This is a genomic window from Phaeobacter gallaeciensis (genome assembly GCF_001678945.1).
Classification (GTDB): domain Bacteria; phylum Pseudomonadota; class Alphaproteobacteria; order Rhodobacterales; family Rhodobacteraceae; genus Phycobacter; species Phycobacter gallaeciensis_A.
On the sequence record NZ_CP015124.1, the window covers coordinates 2,554,175 to 2,571,817 of the forward strand.

At 63.8% G+C, this 17,643-nt stretch carries 17 protein-coding genes; 5 read left to right on the top strand and 12 right to left on the bottom strand.

Going from position 1 to position 17,643, the window contains the following annotated elements:
- Nucleotides 1-3: 3 nt before the first annotated feature.
- The 12 genes from edd to JL2886_RS12195 all read right to left on the bottom strand — a co-directional run bounded on the left by edd (nucleotide 4) and on the right by JL2886_RS12195 (nucleotide 11,270).
- Nucleotides 4-1,812, bottom strand: coding sequence for a phosphogluconate dehydratase (gene edd, locus JL2886_RS12145; protein WP_065272245.1), 1,809 nt, complete (start codon nucleotides 1,810-1,812; stop codon nucleotides 4-6).
- 60 nt (nucleotides 1,813-1,872) lie between these two features.
- On the bottom strand, nucleotides 1,873-3,321 hold the full coding sequence (zwf, locus tag JL2886_RS12150) for a glucose-6-phosphate dehydrogenase (protein ID WP_065272246.1): 1,449 nt from the start codon (nucleotides 3,319-3,321) through the stop codon (nucleotides 1,873-1,875).
- Between the two features lie 48 nt (nucleotides 3,322-3,369).
- The gene (gene pgi, locus JL2886_RS12155; protein ID WP_065272247.1) at nucleotides 3,370-4,974 is read right to left on the bottom strand and encodes a glucose-6-phosphate isomerase; all 1,605 of its coding nucleotides are present in this window, start codon (nucleotides 4,972-4,974) and stop codon (nucleotides 3,370-3,372) included.
- A gap of 360 nt (nucleotides 4,975-5,334) precedes the next feature.
- Nucleotides 5,335-5,976 (bottom strand): urease accessory protein UreG, encoded by a 642-nt coding sequence (gene ureG, locus JL2886_RS12160; protein WP_065272248.1) that lies wholly within the window; start codon nucleotides 5,974-5,976, stop codon nucleotides 5,335-5,337.
- Nucleotides 5,973-6,620 carry an urease accessory protein UreF gene (locus JL2886_RS12165; protein WP_065272249.1) on the bottom strand — a complete coding sequence of 216 codons (648 nt, stop codon included), beginning with the start codon at nucleotides 6,618-6,620 and terminating at the stop codon, nucleotides 5,973-5,975. Before JL2886_RS12165 ends, ureG begins: the two co-directional genes overlap by 4 nt.
- Nucleotides 6,610-7,206 carry an urease accessory protein UreE gene (gene ureE, locus JL2886_RS12170; RefSeq protein WP_065272250.1) on the bottom strand — a complete coding sequence of 199 codons (597 nt, stop codon included), beginning with the start codon at nucleotides 7,204-7,206 and terminating at the stop codon, nucleotides 6,610-6,612. The genes JL2886_RS12165 and ureE overlap by 11 nt, the downstream gene beginning before the upstream one ends.
- A 43-nt stretch (nucleotides 7,207-7,249) precedes the next feature.
- Nucleotides 7,250-7,483, bottom strand: coding sequence for a hypothetical protein (locus tag JL2886_RS12175; RefSeq protein ID WP_065272251.1), 234 nt, complete (start codon nucleotides 7,481-7,483; stop codon nucleotides 7,250-7,252).
- 142 nt (nucleotides 7,484-7,625) lie between these two features.
- Entirely contained in the window at nucleotides 7,626-9,362 is a 1,737-nt protein-coding gene (gene ureC / locus JL2886_RS12180) for an urease subunit alpha (RefSeq protein WP_065272252.1), read from the bottom strand.
- 236 nt (nucleotides 9,363-9,598) lie between these two features.
- Nucleotides 9,599-9,904 carry an urease subunit beta gene (locus JL2886_RS12185; RefSeq protein ID WP_065272253.1) on the bottom strand — a complete coding sequence of 102 codons (306 nt, stop codon included), beginning with the start codon at nucleotides 9,902-9,904 and terminating at the stop codon, nucleotides 9,599-9,601.
- Nucleotides 9,901-10,074 (bottom strand): hypothetical protein, encoded by a 174-nt coding sequence (locus JL2886_RS19600; RefSeq protein WP_165832673.1) that lies wholly within the window; start codon nucleotides 10,072-10,074, stop codon nucleotides 9,901-9,903. The genes JL2886_RS12185 and JL2886_RS19600 overlap by 4 nt, the downstream gene beginning before the upstream one ends.
- 20 nt (nucleotides 10,075-10,094) lie before the next feature.
- The gene (locus JL2886_RS12190) at nucleotides 10,095-10,397 is read right to left on the bottom strand and encodes an urease subunit gamma (RefSeq protein ID WP_065272254.1); all 303 of its coding nucleotides are present in this window, start codon (nucleotides 10,395-10,397) and stop codon (nucleotides 10,095-10,097) included.
- An 18-nt stretch (nucleotides 10,398-10,415) separates the two neighbouring features.
- On the bottom strand, nucleotides 10,416-11,270 hold the full coding sequence (locus tag JL2886_RS12195; protein ID WP_335645276.1) for an urease accessory protein UreD: 855 nt from the start codon (nucleotides 11,268-11,270) through the stop codon (nucleotides 10,416-10,418).
- A 393-nt stretch (nucleotides 11,271-11,663) separates the two neighbouring features.
- Between JL2886_RS12195 and urtA the strand changes: the two genes are divergently transcribed.
- The 5 genes from urtA to urtE all read left to right on the top strand — a co-directional run bounded on the left by urtA (nucleotide 11,664) and on the right by urtE (nucleotide 17,641).
- Nucleotides 11,664-12,944, top strand: a complete 1,281-nt coding sequence (urtA, locus tag JL2886_RS12200) for an urea ABC transporter substrate-binding protein (RefSeq protein WP_065272255.1) — start codon at nucleotides 11,664-11,666, stop codon at nucleotides 12,942-12,944.
- A gap of 126 nt (nucleotides 12,945-13,070) precedes the next feature.
- Nucleotides 13,071-15,035, top strand: coding sequence for an urea ABC transporter permease subunit UrtB (urtB, locus tag JL2886_RS12205; protein WP_065272256.1), 1,965 nt, complete (start codon nucleotides 13,071-13,073; stop codon nucleotides 15,033-15,035).
- A gap of 3 nt (nucleotides 15,036-15,038) precedes the next feature.
- The gene (gene urtC / locus JL2886_RS12210) at nucleotides 15,039-16,205 is read left to right on the top strand and encodes an urea ABC transporter permease subunit UrtC (RefSeq protein ID WP_065272257.1); all 1,167 of its coding nucleotides are present in this window, start codon (nucleotides 15,039-15,041) and stop codon (nucleotides 16,203-16,205) included.
- Entirely contained in the window at nucleotides 16,202-16,942 is a 741-nt protein-coding gene (urtD, locus tag JL2886_RS12215) for an urea ABC transporter ATP-binding protein UrtD (protein ID WP_065272258.1), read from the top strand. The genes urtC and urtD overlap by 4 nt, the downstream gene beginning before the upstream one ends.
- Before the next feature lie 3 nt (nucleotides 16,943-16,945).
- Nucleotides 16,946-17,641 carry an urea ABC transporter ATP-binding subunit UrtE gene (gene urtE / locus JL2886_RS12220; RefSeq protein WP_065272259.1) on the top strand — a complete coding sequence of 232 codons (696 nt, stop codon included), beginning with the start codon at nucleotides 16,946-16,948 and terminating at the stop codon, nucleotides 17,639-17,641.
- Nucleotides 17,642-17,643: the final 2 nt, after the last annotated feature.

Consider the following 17,643-nt stretch of genomic DNA (forward strand, 5'->3'; position numbering starts at 1 on the left):
GGATCAGTCTCCGAAAACGCTGGCGCCGGTATCGGCGGATGTGACGGCCTGGCGGAACAGGGAAAACAGCTCGCGCCCGGTGCCGTGCTGATAGGCAGACAGATCCGCCGTAGCGGCCTGGCGGTCCAGCGCGCCGGGGGTGAGCACGTCGAGCGTGCCCGTGGTGGCATCGAGCCGCAGCACATCGCCGTCCCTGATCTTGGCGATGGGGCCGCCGTCCAGCGCCTCAGGCACCACGTGGATGGCGGCAGGCACCTTGCCCGAAGCCCCGGACATGCGCCCGTCGGTGACCAGCGCCACCTTGTGCCCCTTGCCCTGCAAAATGCCCAGCATCGGCGTCAGGCTGTGCAGTTCCGGCATACCGTTCGCCTTGGGGCCCTGGAAGCGCACAACGACGATCACATCGCCGGTGAACTCGCCTGCCTTGAAGGCGGCCTTGGCCTCCTCTTGATCGTGGAAGACGCGAGCGGGGGCCTCGATCACGTGGTGTTCCTCGGCCACGGCGGAGACCTTGATCACCGCTGTGCCCAGGCAGCCGGTCAGACGTTTCAGACCGCCGGTCTGCTGGAACGGAGCCTTTGCCGGGCGCAGGATCGCGTCGTTCAGCGATGTTTTGGTGCCGGGGCGGAAGGTCAGGCCATCCTCGGTCAGGAAGGGTTCCTGCGTATACTGTTCCAGCCCGGCGCCGGCGATGGTCTTGGTGTCGGGATGCAGGAAGCCCGCGTTCAGCAGTTCCCCGATCATATAGCCTAGCCCGCCCGCCGCGTGAAAATGGTTCACGTCGGCCAGACCGTTGGGATAGACCCGCGCCAGGAGCGGCACCACATCCGACAGATCCGCAAAGTCCTGCCAGTCGAGGATCACTCCTCCGGCGCGGGCCATGGCGATCAGATGGATCAGCAGGTTGGTCGACCCACCGGTGGCCATCAGCCCGACGATGCCGTTGGCATAGGCCTTTTCGTCCAGCACATCGCAGACCGGCGTGTAGCTGTTGCCAAGCGCGCTGAGCGACAGCGCCCGTTTTGCGCCCTCCACCGTCAGCGCCTCGCGCAGGGGGGTGCCGGGATTGACGAAGGAGGAGCCGGGCAGGTGCAGCCCCATGAACTCCATCAGCATCTGGTTGGTGTTGGCGGTGCCGTAGAAGGTGCAGGTGCCGGGGCCGTGGTAGGCGGCCATCTCGGCCTTCAGAAGTTCATCGCGGCCGATCTCTCCGGCGGCGTACTTCTGGCGGATCTTGGCCTTGTCGTCATTCGCCAGCCCGCTGGTCATCGGCCCGGCAGGCAGGAACACTGCAGGAAGATGGCCGAATGTCTGTGCGCCGATCACCAGACCCGGCACGATCTTGTCGCAGACGCCAAGATAGACCGCCGCATCAAACACATTGTGGCTCAGCGCGACGCCGGTCGCGAGCGCAATGGTGTCGCGGGAAAACAGGCTCAGCTCCATGCCTGCCTCGCCCTGGGTGACGCCATCGCACATGGCAGGCACGCCGCCCGCGACCTGCGCGGTGCCCCCGCTGGCGCGGACCGCATCGCGGATCAGCGTGGGGTAGGTTTCAAACGGCTGATGCGCCGACAGCATATCGTTATAGGCGGTGACGATCCCGAGATGTCCGGCGCTGCCACTGGCCAGCGTGCCCTGATCCGAACCGGTCGCCGCATAGGCATGGGCCTGACCGGAACAGGACAGATGTGCCCGCGCCGGACCCTTGCCTTGTGCCGCGCGCATCCGCGCCAGATAGGCGCTGCGGGTCTCCGCGCTGCGGGCGATGATCCGTTCGGTGACCTCTTTAAGTGTCTGGTTCAAGCTCATGTCAGATGCCTTTCGAATGGCTTGCGCGGGGCGGGCTGTGGGGCGGTGGCGTCGGGGACGTCAATCTCCGATACTACGCCATCGGCGCCCGTCCCGGTGCATCAGCAGCAGCGAATCCTCGGGGCCGGAGCCACCCTGATCATAGCGCTGCGGCACGGTTTCGCTGTCGGCCCAGCTGGCGATGATCGGATCGGCCCAGGCCCAGGCAGCTTCGACCTCGTCCCCGCGCATGAACAGGGTCTGGTTGCCGCGGATCACATCCATGATCAGCCGCTCATAAGCGTCCTGCGGGCGGCCCGCATCGGGCAGGCTGTCGGCAAAGGTCATATCGAGGTTGGCGCCAGTCAGGCGCATGCCGCCGGGGCCGGGATCCTTGATGGTGGTGCGCAGGGTGATGCCTTCATCCGGTTGCAGGCGGATCACCAGCACGTTGCCGTGCACCCCTGCGGCGCCTTCGAAGATATTATGCGGCGGGTCGCGGAAATAGACAGCGATTTCGGAAACGCGTTCGCGCAGGCATTTGCCGGTGCGCAGGTAAAAGGGCGTTCCGGCCCAACGCCAGTTCGCCACCTGCACCTTCATCGCGATGAAGCTTTCGGTGGTGCTGTCGGGATTGCCCGCATGCTCGCGGTAGCTGTCGCCGTTGCGGCCGCGATACTGGCCGCGGGCGATATCATCCGGGGCCACCGGGTCCAGCGCTTCGATCACCTTGACTTTTTCATCGCGCACCGCGTTCGGGGTGAAGCGCGCTGGCGGCTCCATCGCGGTGAGGCACAGCAGCTGCATCAGGTGGTTCTGCACCATGTCCCGCATGGCACCGGACCTGTCGTAATATTCGCCGCGCCCTTCGACCCCGATGCTTTCGGCGACGGTGATCTGCACGTGGTCGATATGGGAGGAATTCCATAGCGGTTCGAACAGGGAGTTGGCAAAGCGCAGCGCCATCAGGTTCTGCACGGTTTCCTTGCCCAGATAATGGTCGATCCGGTAGATCTGGTCTTCCTGAAAATGCGCCCGCAGCGCCTGGTTCAGCTCCCGCGCTGAGGCCAGATCGTGACCAAAGGGTTTTTCCAGCACGATGCGGCTCTCGGCTGTGACCATACCGCTTGCGCTGAGCCGGTCTGCGATATCGGTGAATAGGCTGGGGGCGACCGACAGGTAGAAGGCGCGGGTGACATCGGCGCGCAGGTGCTGGCCCAGATCGGCCCAGCCGCCATCACCGCGCGCGTCCACCGCGACATAATCCAGAAGCTTGATAAAGGCGGCGATATCCGCCTCGTTGGTTTCGCCGGGCTGGCCAAATTCGCGGATCGCGGCGGCGGTCAGCTCCTGAAACTCGGGCCGGTCCAGATCGGCGCGCGAAGAGCCGATGATGCGGGTATCGTCGCTGAACTGGCCGATCTGGAAGCGGTGAAACAGGCTTGGCAGGATCTTGCGGCGGGCCAGATCACCGGTGGCACCAAACAGGACCAGGTCGAACGGCTGAACGGGGATAACGCGGGAAACCATGTGTCTGTCAGATCCTTGCAGCGGGTCGGGTTGATGTCGGACCGGTCTTCAGGTCAGTTTTGCCAGCAGGCCCCGGGTCGAGCCGTCCTTGCCGGTGGGGTCGGCGCCGTCGAGAATCGGCATCAGGCTGAGCGCCAGTTCCTTGCCCAGTTCCACGCCCCATTGATCAAAGGAGTTGATCCCCCAGATCGCGCCTTCGGTGAAGACCCGGTGTTCAAAGAGGGCGATGATCTGCCCCAGCACAAAGGGCGTCAGCCGGGGGTAGGCAATGGTGACCGACGGGCGGTTGCCGGGAAAGGTCAGATGCACTGTCATCCGTTTGAGCTCGGCGCCTTCGAAGCCACGTTCGGCGGCCAGTTGGCGCGCCTCCTCCGGGCTGCGGCCGCGCATCAGCGCCTCGGATTGGGCCAGACAATTGGCCACCAGCATCCGGTGCTGATGGGCAAGCTCGGGCTCGTGCCCTTCGGCTGCGATCAGGAATTCTGCAGGCACCACGCGGGTGCCCTGATGCAGCAGCTGATAGAAGGCGTGTTGGCCGTTGGTCCCGGGCTCGCCCCAGACCACGGGCCCAGAGTGGCGGGTCAGCGGTTCGCCATCAAGGGTCACACCCTTGCCGTTGCTTTCCATGTCGAGCTGCTGAAGATAGGCGGGCAGGCGCGACAGGCGCTGATCATAGGGCAGCACCGCGCGGCTGTCATAGCCGCAGATATTGTTGTGCCAGATCCCGATCAGTCCAAGCAGGACCGGCAGGTTTTGCGCTAGCGGGGCAGTCTGAAAATGCGCATCCATGGCTGCGGCGCCGCTCAGAAGGGCGCGGAAATTGTCAGGGCCCACGGCAATCAGGATCGGCAGGCCGACCGGCCCCCACATGGAGTAGCGCCCGCCAACCCAATCGGCAAAGCCAAACACACGCTCGGGCGGGATGCCGAACGCGGCGGTCTTGTCCTGCGCCGAGGAGACTGCCGCCAGATGCGCGGTGGCGCCATCCCCCAGGGCCGCGCGCAGCCATCTGAGCGCGGTTTCGGCATTGGCCATGGTTTCGGTGGTGGTGAAGGTCTTGGAGGCGATGACGATCAGCGTCGTTTCAGGATCGAGATCCTTCAGCGTATCCGCAATATGCGCGCCATCGACGTTGGAGACGAAATGGCAGCGCGGACCATCGTGATAGGGCGCAAGGGCCAGCGTCGCCATCACCGGACCAAGGTCGGAGCCGCCGATGCCGATGTTGACCACATCGGTAAAGGCCGCGCCTGTCGCGGTTTTCGTCGCGCCGCTGCGCAGGCCCCCGGCAAAGGCTTCCATGCGGCGCAGAGTGTCCTGCACCTGAGGCATCACGTCTACGCCATCCACCAGGATCTTCTGATCCGCGGGTGCGCGCAGGGCGGTGTGCAGAACGGCCCGGCCCTCGGTCGCGTTGATCCGCTCGCCGCGGAACATGGCGTCGATATGATCCGGCAGACCGGTTTCCTTTGCCAGCGCGATCAGCAGCGACAGGGCCGTTTGGTCCAGTGCCGTCTTGGAATAGTCGAGGAGAAGGTCATCACTGTCGGCAGAGAAAGCATCGAACCGGTCCGCGTCATCGAACAGCGAAAGCAACGGCGTATTGGCGGTTTCGGCTCTGTGTCGGGCCAGCTGTGCCCAGATATCACTCATTCCAACAGGTTCCTTGCAAGTGGTCTGATTAGAGTCTGATCTTGTTCCCGGCGCGGTCCTGGCATATGCGAATTGCACAAATCGTTAGCGCTAACGTTGATAGTCGTAAATATGTCCGCACGCAATAGGTTCGGAGGGGTTATCTCAGGCCACCGTGGCTGCGTCAATTCGGCAGATTGGATCGGTCTCTTTGTGTTGCAGGTGGCGCGGCGGATGCTCCCGCCTGCTGCGGGGTATTCTTGAATACCTCCTCGCAGTTGGGCCGGGCGCCGCGCAAAAGCGCGGCGCCCGGCCCAAGACGGAACGCGCCTTTTTCAAAGGCGAGGTCAGGCGCGGGAGCTTCTGTCCTGCGCGCCCGGATCATGCGGTTTCTTGCAACAGCAGCGGTGACTGGACGCCGCCGATGCTGCACAGATGCGCGACGATATCCGCCACGCCCTTGTCATGGCGCAGGCTGGCAAAGACGAAGGGCAACGCCCCCCGCATCCGTGCGGCGTCTCGTTCCATCACCTCAAGCGAGGCCCCCACATAGGGCGCAAGGTCGGTCTTGTTGATCACCAAGAGGTCCGAGCGGGTGATGGCGGGGCCGCCCTTGCGAGGGATTTCCTCGCCTGCGGCCACATCGATCACATAAAGCGTCACATCGGCCAGCTCGGGGCTGAAGGTCGCCGACAGATTGTCGCCGCCGCTCTCGATCAGCACGATCTCCAGATCCGCGTGGCGCTCTTGCATTTCGGCGACGGCGGCCAGGTTGATCGAGGCATCCTCGCGGATCGCCGTATGTGGGCAACCGCCGGTTTCGACGCCGATCACCCGGTCCTGCGGCAGCACCTGCATGCGCATCAGTGCCTCGGCGTCTTCCTGCGTGTAGATGTCATTGGTGATCACCCCGATCGAGTGATGCGGCGACAGCGCGCGCGCCAGCTGCGCCGTCAGCGTGGTTTTTCCCGCGCCGACCGGGCCGCCGATGCCAACGCGCAAAGGTCCGTTGAAACTGCTCATGAGCGGAAGATCCTTGAGTATTGGGTTTCATGGGTCATCGAGGCGATGTCCGAGGCGAAGCTGGCCCCGGCCAGCGCCGCCAGATCCGTCTCGTAGGCGTTTTGTGCGGCCTCCCGGATCAGCGGGCCGAGATCCGTCAGGATCTGCTGGCCTTGCAGCTGGCCCACTGGCAACAGCCGCTGCCCGGCCGCCACAAGGTTCGAGACAAAGGCATGCACGAACATATGCGCCGTCAGTTCCAGCGACAGCCCGTGCAGGCGCGCCGCACGGCCAATGGCGCTGGGATAGGTGAGGACAGGCAGGGTATCGCCCCAGACACCGGATGTGGTCTGGCAAAAGGCACGCCCCTGATTGAGGCTTTCGGCCAGGCGTTCGCGCGACGGAGCAAAGGCCCGCGCCTGCATGTCCACCTCGGACAGGGCCACATCATCCGCTGCGCGGTAAGCAGCTGATAGAATGATCGGATCGCTGCGCCCGCTGCCGTAGAGCAGCAGATCGCCCAGCCAGTCCGCCAGTCCGGTCCCATCGGTAACCTGTCCGGTGGTGCAGGCAGCCTCCAGCCCGTGCGAATAGGCAAAAGCGCCCACCGGGTAGGCCGGGGAGAGCCACTGCATCAGAAGGACGGCGCCGGGTTCAATGCTCATGGGACTGCCCGCCTGCGTGATCGTGGCCATGGGAATGGCTGTGCCCGTGATCATGCTCATGCCCGTGGCTGTGATCGTGGGAATGTCCATGATCATGCGTATGACCGTGATCGTGAGAATGGGTGCGCCCGTGCCCATAGGCGCCGCCTTCGGGCGTGAAGGGCTCTTCAACCTCGCGCACATTGGCGCCAAGGCGTTCCAGCATGGCGCGGATGACGTGATCGCGCTGAATCAGCAGGCGCTCGGGCTGGATCTGACAGGGGGTGTGGCGGTTGCCGATATGCCAGGCAAGCCGGACCAATTCCGCGCCGCTCGTGTTGCCTGCTGTCACTTCCAGCAGCGCCTCGGGGGCGGCGGTGACGGCGATCTCGCCGCCGTCTTCGAGAATCAGAACCCCGCCGTGATCCAGAGAGGTCGTCTGCGGCAGGTCCACCAGCAGCCGGGCACCGGTTTCGGTGCTCAGAACCTTGCGGCGCAGGAACCGCGCTTCGTAATCCAGAACCACCCGGTCCCGGGGTTCTGGCTGATGGCTGTGGCCGTGATACTGGCGGGCGATCAGGCTGGGCAGCTGCGCGGGGGCGGTCATGACAGCCCCCGGCGCGGCGATTGGAGACCGGCGGTGCCGGGAATCAGATGTAGTAGACGTCCGAGAAGACGTGATGAACGATCTTGTCGCGGGTCAGGCCACGCTCGGCCAGATCGGCATCGCTCATGGCCATCAGGCGCTGAACTTTCTGGCTGCGGGTGTTGGCTTCGCCCAGCGCGATCATCACGCGACCAAAGGCGACGAAGGGTGCTGCCAGAATCGCCAGAACGGATTTCTCGCTGGCGGAGGCAGTGGTGTGTTGTGCGGCATATGCCATTGGAGGTCACTCCTTTTTGAGTTGTGATCTCCTCCCAGTGACACCCAAGGTAGGGCATGAATGCTGACCTAGCTAGGCCCCAGTTGGAATGGCTGCCATGCGCTCTGTGCAACGTTCTGAAAATGCTCATTTTTTGCGCTCCTTAGTACAAAAAGTAGCGTTGTGCCATCGGCAGCTCGGTTGCGGGGGCGCAGGTCAGCAATTCGCCGTCGGCGCGCACTTCGTAGGTCTCCGGGTTCACCTCGATCTTTGGCGTGGCCGCGTTGAGCCGCAGATCGGATTTGCCGATATCGCGGGTGCCGGTGACGGCAACGGTCTGCTTTGCCAGTCCCAGCTTTTCGCGCAGCCCGCTGGCCTGGGCGGCTTCGGACACAAAGGTCACGGCGGAGTTTTCCACTGACCGCCCATAGGCGCCCCACATGGGCCGCGAATAGACCGGCTGCGGTGTCGGGATCGAGGCGTTGGGATCGCCCATCTGGGCGCAGACGATGGTGCCTGCCATCAGCACCATCTCAGGCTTCACCCCAAAGAACGCTGGGTTCCACAGCACCAGATCGGCGCGCTTGCCTTCCTCGATGCTGCCGATTTCGTGGCTGATCCCATGGGCGATGGCCGGGTTGATGGTGTATTTGGCGATATAGCGGCGGACGCGGAAATTGTCGTTGTCGCCGGTCTCCTCGGGCAGGCGGCCGCGCTGTTTCTTCATCTTGTCGGCGGTCTGCCAGGTGCGGATCAGCACCTCACCCACCCGGCCCATGGCCTGGCTGTCGGAGGCGATGATCGAAAAGGCGCCCATGTCGTGCAGGATATCCTCGGCGGCGATGGTTTCGCGGCGGATGCGGCTTTCGGCAAAGGCGACGTCTTCGGGGATGGATTTGTCGAGGTGGTGACAGACCATCAGCATGTCGAGGTGTTCTTCGATGGTGTTGACGGTGAAGGGCCGGGTCGGATTGGTCGAAGAGGGCAGCACATGCTCTTCGCCGCAGATCTTGATGATATCCGGCGCATGGCCTCCGCCGGCGCCTTCAGTGTGGAAGGCGTGGATCGTACGGCCCTTCATGGCGGCGACGGTATGTTCGACGAAACCGGACTCGTTCAGCGTATCGGTGTGGATCATCACCTGCACATCCATGGCATCTGCCACGCCAAGGCAGCAATCGATGGCGGCCGGCGTGGTGCCCCAGTCCTCGTGCAGTTTCAGGGCGCAGGCCCCGGCCAGCACCTGTTCTTCCAGCGCCGCGGGCTGCGAGGCGTTGCCCTTGCCCGCAAAGGCCAGATTCATCGGAAAGGCATCCGCAGCCTGCATCATGCGGCCCAGGTGCCAGGCACCGGGGGTGCAGGTGGTGGCCAATGTCCCGTGGGCCGGCCCGGTGCCGCCGCCGAGCATTGTGGTGAGGCCGGAATGCAGCGCGTCTTCGATCTGCTGCGGGCAGATGTAATGGATATGGCTGTCAAAGCCGCCCGCCGTCAGGATCCGCCCTTCGCCTGCGATCACCTCGGTGCCGGGGCCGACGATGATATCGACGCCGGGCTGGGTGTCCGGATTGCCGGCCTTGCCGATCTTGTGAATACGCCCGTCCCGCAGGCCGACGTCGGCCTTGTAGATGCCGGTGTGATCGACGATCAGCGCATTGGTGATCACCGTGTCCACGGCGCCTGCCGCGCGGGTGGCCTGGGATTGTCCCATGCCGTCGCGGATCACCTTGCCGCCGCCGAATTTCACCTCTTCCCCATAGCGGGGGGCATTCTCGCCCGCGTTTTCGGTGATCAGGTCACGCTCCACCTCGATGATCAGGTCGGTATCGGCAAGCCGCAGCCGGTCCCCGGTGGTGGGGCCATACATGGCGGCATAATCGGCGCGAGAAAGTTTTGCGGGCATGATGGGTGTTCCTATCCGGTCGGGTGGTCACGCGCTGCGGTGACTCGGTTAATCTCGTATCTCAGGAGCTGACGGGACTGCCCGGTCGCAAGGCCGGGTCGCGCCCGACCCTCCCCACGGGAGGGCGCGTTTGCGACGTTTCGGACAGCGCGAGACCTGCGATGTGACGCGCGGGAGCAGGAATAGGCGGGTGAAGCAGCGCCCACCCAGGGTCAGCCGAGGCCCTTCCTCCTGCATCACAGATCCCCCATGATCTCTTGGTTGAAACCATAGATCCGGCGCGCACCGCTGATCGGGATCAGTGCCACGTCGCGGCGCTGGCCCGGTTCGAACCGCACGGCGGTGCCGGCAGCGATATCCAGACGCATGCCCCGGGCCGCGGTACGGTCAAAGTCCAGCGCCGGATTGGTTTCGGCGAAATGGTAGTGGCTGCCGACCTGCACCGGGCGGTCGCCGGTATTGGCAACCATCAGCGTCACCGCCTCGGCGCCATCGTTCAGGGTCAGCTCCCCCGCCGCAGGAAACAGCTCTCCGGGGATCATTTGCGCGACCGCACGTAGGCCAGAGCGGCAGCGCCGCCAACGGTGAGTGCGGCCAGGATCACGGGCAGCCAGCTTTCCGAGCCGTGCGGATGCAGGTGTGCCCCTCCATGGGCCAGAGCCGGACCAGCGGTGAGCGCGATGGCGGATGCGAGAGCGGGCAGGTGTTTCATGCTGTTTCTCCTGTCGGGTGTTATCGGATCGGGTTGTGGACGGTCACCAGCTTGGTGCCATCGGGAAAGGTTGCTTCGACCTGAACCTCGTGGATCATTTCGGGCACGCCCTCCATGCATTGATCGCGTGAGACGACGGCGGCGCCGGCCTCCATCATCTCGGCAACCGGGCGCCCGTCGCGGGCCCCTTCGACCACCGCATCGGTGATCAGGGCGATGGCTTCGGGGTGGTTCAGCTTGACGCCGCGCGCCAGGCGCTTGCGGGCAACTTCGGCGGCCATGGCCACCAGCAGCTTGTCTTTTTCACGGGGGGTCAGGTTCATCGGCTCACAGTCTCTCTGTCACAGTCTCCAGGCACGCGGCAGGCCATCGGGCAGCAAGCGGTCCAGAATGGGAACAAGGGTTTGGCGCAGGTCGAAGCCATCCGCTGCCAGCAGCCGCAGCACCAGCAGATCCTTGGCCAGCAGCGACACGCCACCGGTGCCCGGCAGCATCGCGCGCAGCGGCTCCAGCCAGCTTTCGGCGCGGGGATGGGCCAGGACCAGCGCTGCCATGGCGCGGGCGCCCCCGGCCACGGCAGGGCGGTCCAGGGTGGCGGCGATGTCATCGCGCAGCTCGACCCCGTCATAATAGATCATCTGCCCGTCGCGGCGGATCTCTACCCGGTCGCTGAACCGGGCCGAGGTCAGCGCCTCGCCCATGGCGATGCGGCCAAAGACGACGGGTTCGACCATCAGAAACCGGGCGTCGGCGGCCAGATCCACGCGCAGGCGGCGGGCAAAGCGGCTGCCGTTGAACAGGATGGTTTCCTGCGGCAGCCAGTTGAGGCGCGCGCCTGCGGCGACCTCAAGTCGGGTTTCCATGCGTCCGGTCTCGCCGGGCTGGGCGCGATAAGCGCGTTCGGCGGCCTGGGTGGTGACCGTCAGGCGGCTGTTGTCCAGCGCGGCGGCCGCAACCGAGAACCGATCACCGCCGGTGATTCCGCCTGCCGTATTGACCATCACCGCCTCGGGGTGCGGGCGGCCCTGCGGAAACAGCAGCTTCATCGCCCCGGCCTGATGCAGATCCTTCAGGCGCACCGCACCGTCCTTGTGGTGGACCGAGACCCGCGCGCGGCCCACGGCGCGTGGCTGCGCGGTCGGAACCGGGGTGGCGGTCTGGCGCGATATGATGGCGGCCTCGGTGATCTTTGACACTCCCTGACGCATGGCGGAACGCTGTCGTCTGCCCCAAAGAGTGCGCTTTGCCGGGCGCAATGACCATTTTGCAGGCGCTAAAAGGGCGGAGCGCCAGCATTCAGGATCAAAAAATGGGCGATCCCGCAAAAGGTCGCCTGCTTTTTGTGCATTTGGGGATTCCGCAGGGATGCGCCGCGGCTAGCGTTTGCCAAGTTTGCCGCGGTGCAGAAACCTGAGTGAGGCCGAGGCGCAAGACCTGCATCGGCTGTGGGAGTGTGGCGGCCATACGAATTGGACCTCGGTTAGACCGCCACACGATTTGCAACAACAGTTGCGGGGCTGACCTAGTGCTGCCGCCCTTCTTTCGCAAGGGAAGAGATGGCACGGGCCTGACCCTGTCTGGAGGGAAGTATGAGTTTCTTGAATAAAACTGCGGCCAGCGTGCTGGCACTGGGCCTGAGCGCAAGCGCCGGTCTTGCTGAGGATTGCACCATCAAGGTGGGCGTTCTGCACTCGCTGTCCGGCACCATGGCGATTTCCGAAACCACGCTGAAGGACACCATGCTGATGCTGGTGGCCGATCAAAACGAAAAAGGCGGCCTTCTGGGTTGCGAACTGGAAGCAGTCGTTGTTGACCCAGCTTCCGACTGGCCGCTGTTTGCCGAAAAGGCGCGCGAGCTGCTGACCGTGCATGATGTGGACGTGATTTTTGGCAACTGGACCTCCGTGAGCCGTAAATCCGTCCTGCCCGTCATCGAAGAGCTGAACGGCCTGCTGTTCTACCCGGTCCAGTACGAGGGCGAGGAAAGCTCGAAAAACGTCTTTTACACCGGCGCTGCGCCGAACCAGCAGGCGATCCCGGCCACGGACTATTTCCTTGAGGAACTGGGCGTCGAGAAATTCGCGCTGCTGGGCACCGACTATGTCTACCCGCGCACGACCAACAACATCCTTGAAAGCTATCTCAAGGGCAAAGGCATCGCCGACAGCGATATCTTCGTGAACTATACGCCCTTTGGCCATTCCGACTGGTCCAAGATCGTCGCCGACGTGGTGGCGCTTGGCGCCGACGGTAAAAAGGTCGGTGTGATCTCCACCATCAACGGCGACGCCAACATCGGTTTCTACAAGGAACTGGCAGCGGCAGGCATTTCCGCCGATGACATCCCGGTCGTGGCCTTCTCGGTGGGTGAGGAAGAACTCTCGGGTCTGGATACCTCGAACCTGGTCGGCCACCTTGCGGCCTGGAACTACTTCCAGTCGGCGGACACCGAAGCCAACGAAGCCTTCGTCGCCAAGTGGAAAGAGCTGATGGGCGAAGAGCGCGTCACCAATGACCCGATGGAAGCGCATTATATCGGCTTTAACATGTGGGCGAACGCCGTGACCGAAGCAGGCAGCGCTGATGTCGATGCCGTGCGCGCCGCCATGTACGGGCAGGAATTCCCGAACCTGACCGGCGGCACCGCCGTGATGCTGCCGAACCACCATCTGGCCAAGCCGGTGCTGATCGGTGAAATCCAGGAGGACGGCCAGTTCGACATCATCTCCGCCACCGATCCGGTGCCGGGCGATGCATGGACCGACTTCCTGCCGGAATCGGCGGTTCTGAAGTCCGACTGGAAGGATCTGGGCTGCGGTATGTACAACACCGAAACCGAGACCTGCGTTCAGACGCTTTCGAACTACTGATCTTCTTACCCTTGAAGACAGAGTCGCGGCGGGGGCCCTTGTTGGGTTCCCGCCGCGGCAGACGCGCCGCGCGGCCTGCCCATGTGGGTCACGCAAGGCGGATCTTTCAGAGCGGATCTCAACGATATGAAACGACTATTCCTTGCGTGCCTCGCGCTGTTCTGCGCGTGTCAGATCGCCCTTGCCCAGACCCCGGCGGGGGACGGGCCGCTGCAGCAGCTGCTGCAGGAAAACCGGGCGCTGATCGAGAAAAGTTCCCGCACCTCCATCGGACCGGTGATCGCCGCGATCGCCGACAGTGGCCTGCCGCAGGCCCGCGGGTTCCTGGAGGCCTGGCAGAACAAGGACATCTGGCAACGCAAAGAGGACGGTTTGTTCTTCGTGGGCGAGGAAGTCGCCAAACGGACCTATGCCCTCAGCAGCCCGGATGACGGCACTCTTGCCGGAGAATATCCCAAGAAAGAATTGAAACAGCTGAAACCCAACAGTGGCGTGCGGGCGCTGATCGCCACCGCGCTGGTGCAGTTCCAACTGAGCGACCCTGACCCTGCCACCCGCGCCGAGGGACTGCTGGCCATCGAACGCGCCCCCGGCGCCGATCTGCTGGCGCCGCTGCGCGCCTCGATCCCGGGGGAGGAGGATCCGGCGCTGAAGGCCCGCAAGACTCGGCTGGAGCGGCTTTTGACCATCGCCTATGGTGCCGATGAGGCAGAGCGGATCGACGCGATCAAAGGTGTCTCAAACGATCTCAGCGTCGATGTGCGCGCCGCCCTCAATCCGCTGGTGGCGGTTACTGTGGAGGTTGCCGAGGAGCTGCCCGAGGACCGCAATATCACCCGCACCCTGACGCCCGGCGAAGATGGTATATCCCGCAACGACGCCTATGACATGTTGGTTACCGCTGGCCACGTGCCCGCGCGCACCACTGCCGATGCCCTGCGCCAGACCCTCGCCGAGCATATCGAGGGTGGACGCGTCGCGGGCGTGCCGCTGGCGCAGCTGTCAAACGAGATGATCCGGCAAAAGGTATACGACAGCCTCGCCTCGGACGGGAAGGTGGACCCTTTCGTGGGCGAAGAGACGATTACCATCGCCCTCAGCCATTATGTGTTCTTTGAAACCTACGCCGAACCCTCTGCCGCCGTGACCGATGCCGCCGAACAGGCGCTGGAGACGATCGGCACCAAGGTTGCGCTCAACCAGGCGGTGGATCTGGGGCTGGATGCGGTCTCGCTCGCCTCGATCTATTTCCTTGCGGCTATCGGGCTTGCCATCACATTTGGCCTGATGGGGGTCATCAACATGGCCCATGGCGAGTTCATCATGATGGGCGCCTACACGGGTTATGTGGTGCAGCAGATCATTCCCAATCATACGGTTTCGATCCTTGTCGCCATCCCGCTGGCTTTTGCGGTGACATTTGCCGCCGGTGTCGCGATGGAGCGGCTGGTGATCCGGCATCTCTATAACCGCCCGCTTGAGACCCTGCTGGCGACCTTCGGGATTTCCATCGCTTTGCAGCAGCTGGCCAAGAACATTTTCGGCACGCAGGCCCGCCCCTTGACGGCGCCCGGTTGGCTAGATGGGGCCTGGATGATCAACGACGTGGTGTCGATCAGCTATATCCGCATCGCGATCTTCGTACTGGCGCTGATCTTTCTGGCGCTGTTCCTCTTCATCATGCGGCGCACGCGGCTGGGGCTTGAGACCCGCGCGGTGACGCAGAACCCGCGCATGGCGTCGTCGATGGGGATCAATCCGGGACGGGTGAACATGCTGACCTTTGGTCTGGGATCGGGCATTGCCGGGATCGCGGGTGTCGCCATTGGGTTGTTCGCCAAGGTCACGTCGGAACTTGGACAGGATTACATCGTGCAAAGCTTCATGACCGTGGTCGTGGGCGGTGTCGGCAATATCTTCGGCACCCTGGCCGGTGCGGCGATGATCGGCTCCCTGCAAAAGGGGATCGAGTGGCTGAACCCATCCAACACGCTGGCGGCGCAGACCTACATGATCATCTTCATCATCATCTTCATTCAGTTCCGCCCACGAGGGATCATCGCCCTCAAGGGCCGCGCGGCGGGGGATTGACCCATGCGACAGTCATTCATTGCAAAGAACCCTTCGGTTCTGGTCTTCCTGTCTATCCTCGCGCTGTTCACCCTCTTGGTGACTGTGTTTGCCGAAGGGCCGGGGGCTGGGCTGATCCCGACGAGTTTTGTGAAAACACTGGGCAAGACCCTGTGCCTGTGTCTGATCGCCATCGCGATGGATCTGATCTGGGGCTACACCGGTATCCTTTCGCTGGGCCATTTCGCCTTCTTCGGGCTTGGTGGCTACATGATCGGCATGTGGCTGATGTATGAACGCACCCGCCTGATCGTCACCGAGGCGCTGGCGCAGGGCGACATCCCCCCGACCGAGGCCGAGGTGGTCGATGGCATCGGCAGCCAGATCTTCGGCGTGGTCGGCAGCAGCGAATTCCCCGTGGTCTGGATGTTCGCCGACAGTCTGGTGCTGCAACTGATGCTGGTGGTGCTGGTGCCGGGCATTCTGGCGGCCATCTTTGGCTGGCTCGCCTTCCGCAGCCGGGTCACGGGTGTCTATCTCTCGATCCTGACGCAGGCGATGACGCTGGCGCTGGCGCTTTACCTCTTTCAGAACGATTCCGGCCTGCGCGGCAACAATGGTCTGTCGGGCCTGCAAAACCTGCCGGGTGTCGAGGCACCGCAGGCAGAGGTCTCGATGTGGTTCTTCTGGGCCTCGGCGCTGGCACTGGGTCTTGGCTATATGCTGGCGGCCTGGGTGGTCTCGGGCAAGTTCGGATCGGTCATTCGCGGCATCCGCGACAACGAGGCCCGCGTGCGTTTCCTTGGCTACCCGGTTGAGACCTTCAAACTGGCGGTGTTCACCCTCACTGCCTGCATCGCCGCCATCGCGGGCGCGCTTTATTATCCGCAGGCGGGCATCATCAACCCGGCGGAAATGGCCCCCGTTGCCTCGATCTATCTGGCGGTCTGGGTCGCCATCGGCGGGCGCGGGCGGCTTTACGGCGCGGTGATCGGTGCGGCCTTCGTTTCGCTTGTGTCCACATGGTTCACCGGCGGGCAGGCGCCTGACATTCCGCTGGGATTCTACACCATCAAATGGGTCGACTGGTGGCAGGTGATCCTAGGCCTCTCCTTCGTTCTGGTGACGCTGTTCGCGCCCAAGGGCATCGGCGGCCTCTTTGACCTCTTGCAGCGAAAGGACCGGACATGAGCACCCTTCTCGAAGTCTCCGGCGTCTCCGTCAGCTTTGACGGGTTCAAGGCGATCAACAACCTGTCGTTCCAGATCGCCGAGGCCGAGCTGCGCGCGGTGATCGGTCCCAACGGCGCGGGCAAGACCACCTTCATGGATATCGTCACCGGCAAGACAAAACCGGACGAGGGCCGGGTGATCTGGGGCGAGAAATCCCTGTCCCTTCTCGATATGGACGAGGCGCAGATCGCGCGGCAGGGGATCGGGCGCAAGTTCCAGAAACCCACGGTGTTCGAGGACCAGTCGGTGCGCGACAACCTGATGATGGCCCTGAAAAAGGACCGCTGGGTGATCGCGGTGCTGCTGTTTCGCGCCTCAGACGCCGACACTGCGCGGGTCGAGGAACTGGCGGCAGAGGTTGGCCTTGCGGACCAGCTGGACCGGATCGCCGGAGAGCTGTCCCACGGCCAGAAGCAGTGGCTCGAGATCGGCATGCTTCTGGCGCAGGAGCCGCGGCTTTTGTTGGTGGATGAACCGGCGGCGGGCATGACGCCGGAGGAACGCGAACATACCACTGATCTGCTGGTGGAGGCGGCCAAGACCCGCGCCGTGGTCGTCGTCGAACACGATATGGAGTTCGTGCGGCGCCTCAATTGCAAGGTCACGGTGCTGCACGAGGGCGCGGTGCTGGCCGAAGGGGGATTGGATCACGTGACCTCCGATCCCGAAGTCATCGATGTTTATCTGGGGCGCTGAGCGATGCTGGATCTGAAAGATATCACCCTCCACTATGGCCGCAGCCGCATCCTGAATGGCATTTCCATGCAGGCCGATCTGGGCGAGGTCACCTGCGTGATGGGCTGCAATGGCGTCGGCAAGACCAGCCTGATGAAGGCGGTCACCGGCACCCACCCGCGGTCGGGCGGCACCATGACGTTTGACGGGCAGGAAATCGGCGTGGTGCCTGCGCATCAACTGGCGCGTGCGGGCATCGCCTATGTACCGCAGGGGCGCGATATCTTCCCGCTTCTGACGGTGAAGGAGAACCTTGAGACGGGCTTTGCCTGTCTGCCGAAGGAAGAGCATTTCATCCCTGACCACATTTATGAGCTGTTCCCGATCCTGAAGGATTTCCTGGCCCGGCGCGGTGGCGACCTGTCCGGCGGGCAGCAACAGCAGCTGGCCATTGCCCGGGCCCTGATCACCAAGCCGAAACTCTTGGTGCTCGACGAGCCGACCGAGGGTATCCAGCCCAATATCATCAAGCAGATCGGCGAGGTCATCAAACTCCTGCGCACGCAGGGCGACATGGCGATCATCCTGGTCGAGCAGTTCTTCGATTTCGCCTATGAGCTGGCCGACCGCTTCGTGGTCCTGCGCCGGGGCGAGGTGGTGCTGGAGGGCCGCAAGGGCGCGGTCGAGCGTGACGCCCTTCTGGAGGGGGTTTCGGTCTGACC

Bases quoted from the DNA above. Each gene is read 5' to 3' on its own strand.
- zwf (WP_065272246.1), bottom strand. From the start codon at position 3,321: ATGGTTTCCCGCGTTATCCCCGTTCAGCCGTTCGACCTGGTCCTGTTT.
- JL2886_RS12165 (WP_065272249.1), bottom strand. From the start codon at position 6,620: ATGAGCATTGAACCCGGCGCCGTCCTTCTGATGCAGTGGCTCTCCCCG.
- ureE (WP_065272250.1), bottom strand. From the start codon at position 7,206: ATGACCGCCCCCGCGCAGCTGCCCAGCCTGATCGCCCGCCAGTATCAC.
- urtA (WP_065272255.1), top strand. From the start codon at position 11,664: ATGAGTTTCTTGAATAAAACTGCGGCCAGCGTGCTGGCACTGGGCCTG.
- JL2886_RS12190 (WP_065272254.1), bottom strand. From the start codon at position 10,397: ATGAACCTGACCCCCCGTGAAAAAGACAAGCTGCTGGTGGCCATGGCC.
- JL2886_RS19600 (WP_165832673.1), bottom strand. From the start codon at position 10,074: ATGAAACACCTGCCCGCTCTCGCATCCGCCATCGCGCTCACCGCTGGT.
- JL2886_RS12185 (WP_065272253.1), bottom strand. From the start codon at position 9,904: ATGATCCCCGGAGAGCTGTTTCCTGCGGCGGGGGAGCTGACCCTGAAC.
- urtB (WP_065272256.1), top strand. From the start codon at position 13,071: ATGAAACGACTATTCCTTGCGTGCCTCGCGCTGTTCTGCGCGTGTCAG.
- urtD (WP_065272258.1), top strand. From the start codon at position 16,202: ATGAGCACCCTTCTCGAAGTCTCCGGCGTCTCCGTCAGCTTTGACGGG.
- urtE (WP_065272259.1), top strand. From the start codon at position 16,946: ATGCTGGATCTGAAAGATATCACCCTCCACTATGGCCGCAGCCGCATC.
- ureC (WP_065272252.1), bottom strand. From the start codon at position 9,362: ATGCCCGCAAAACTTTCTCGCGCCGATTATGCCGCCATGTATGGCCCC.
- ureG (WP_065272248.1), bottom strand. From the start codon at position 5,976: ATGAGCAGTTTCAACGGACCTTTGCGCGTTGGCATCGGCGGCCCGGTC.
- JL2886_RS12175 (WP_065272251.1), bottom strand. From the start codon at position 7,483: ATGGCATATGCCGCACAACACACCACTGCCTCCGCCAGCGAGAAATCC.
- edd (WP_065272245.1), bottom strand. From the start codon at position 1,812: ATGAGCTTGAACCAGACACTTAAAGAGGTCACCGAACGGATCATCGCC.
- pgi (WP_065272247.1), bottom strand. From the start codon at position 4,974: ATGAGTGATATCTGGGCACAGCTGGCCCGACACAGAGCCGAAACCGCC.
- urtC (WP_065272257.1), top strand. From the start codon at position 15,039: ATGCGACAGTCATTCATTGCAAAGAACCCTTCGGTTCTGGTCTTCCTG.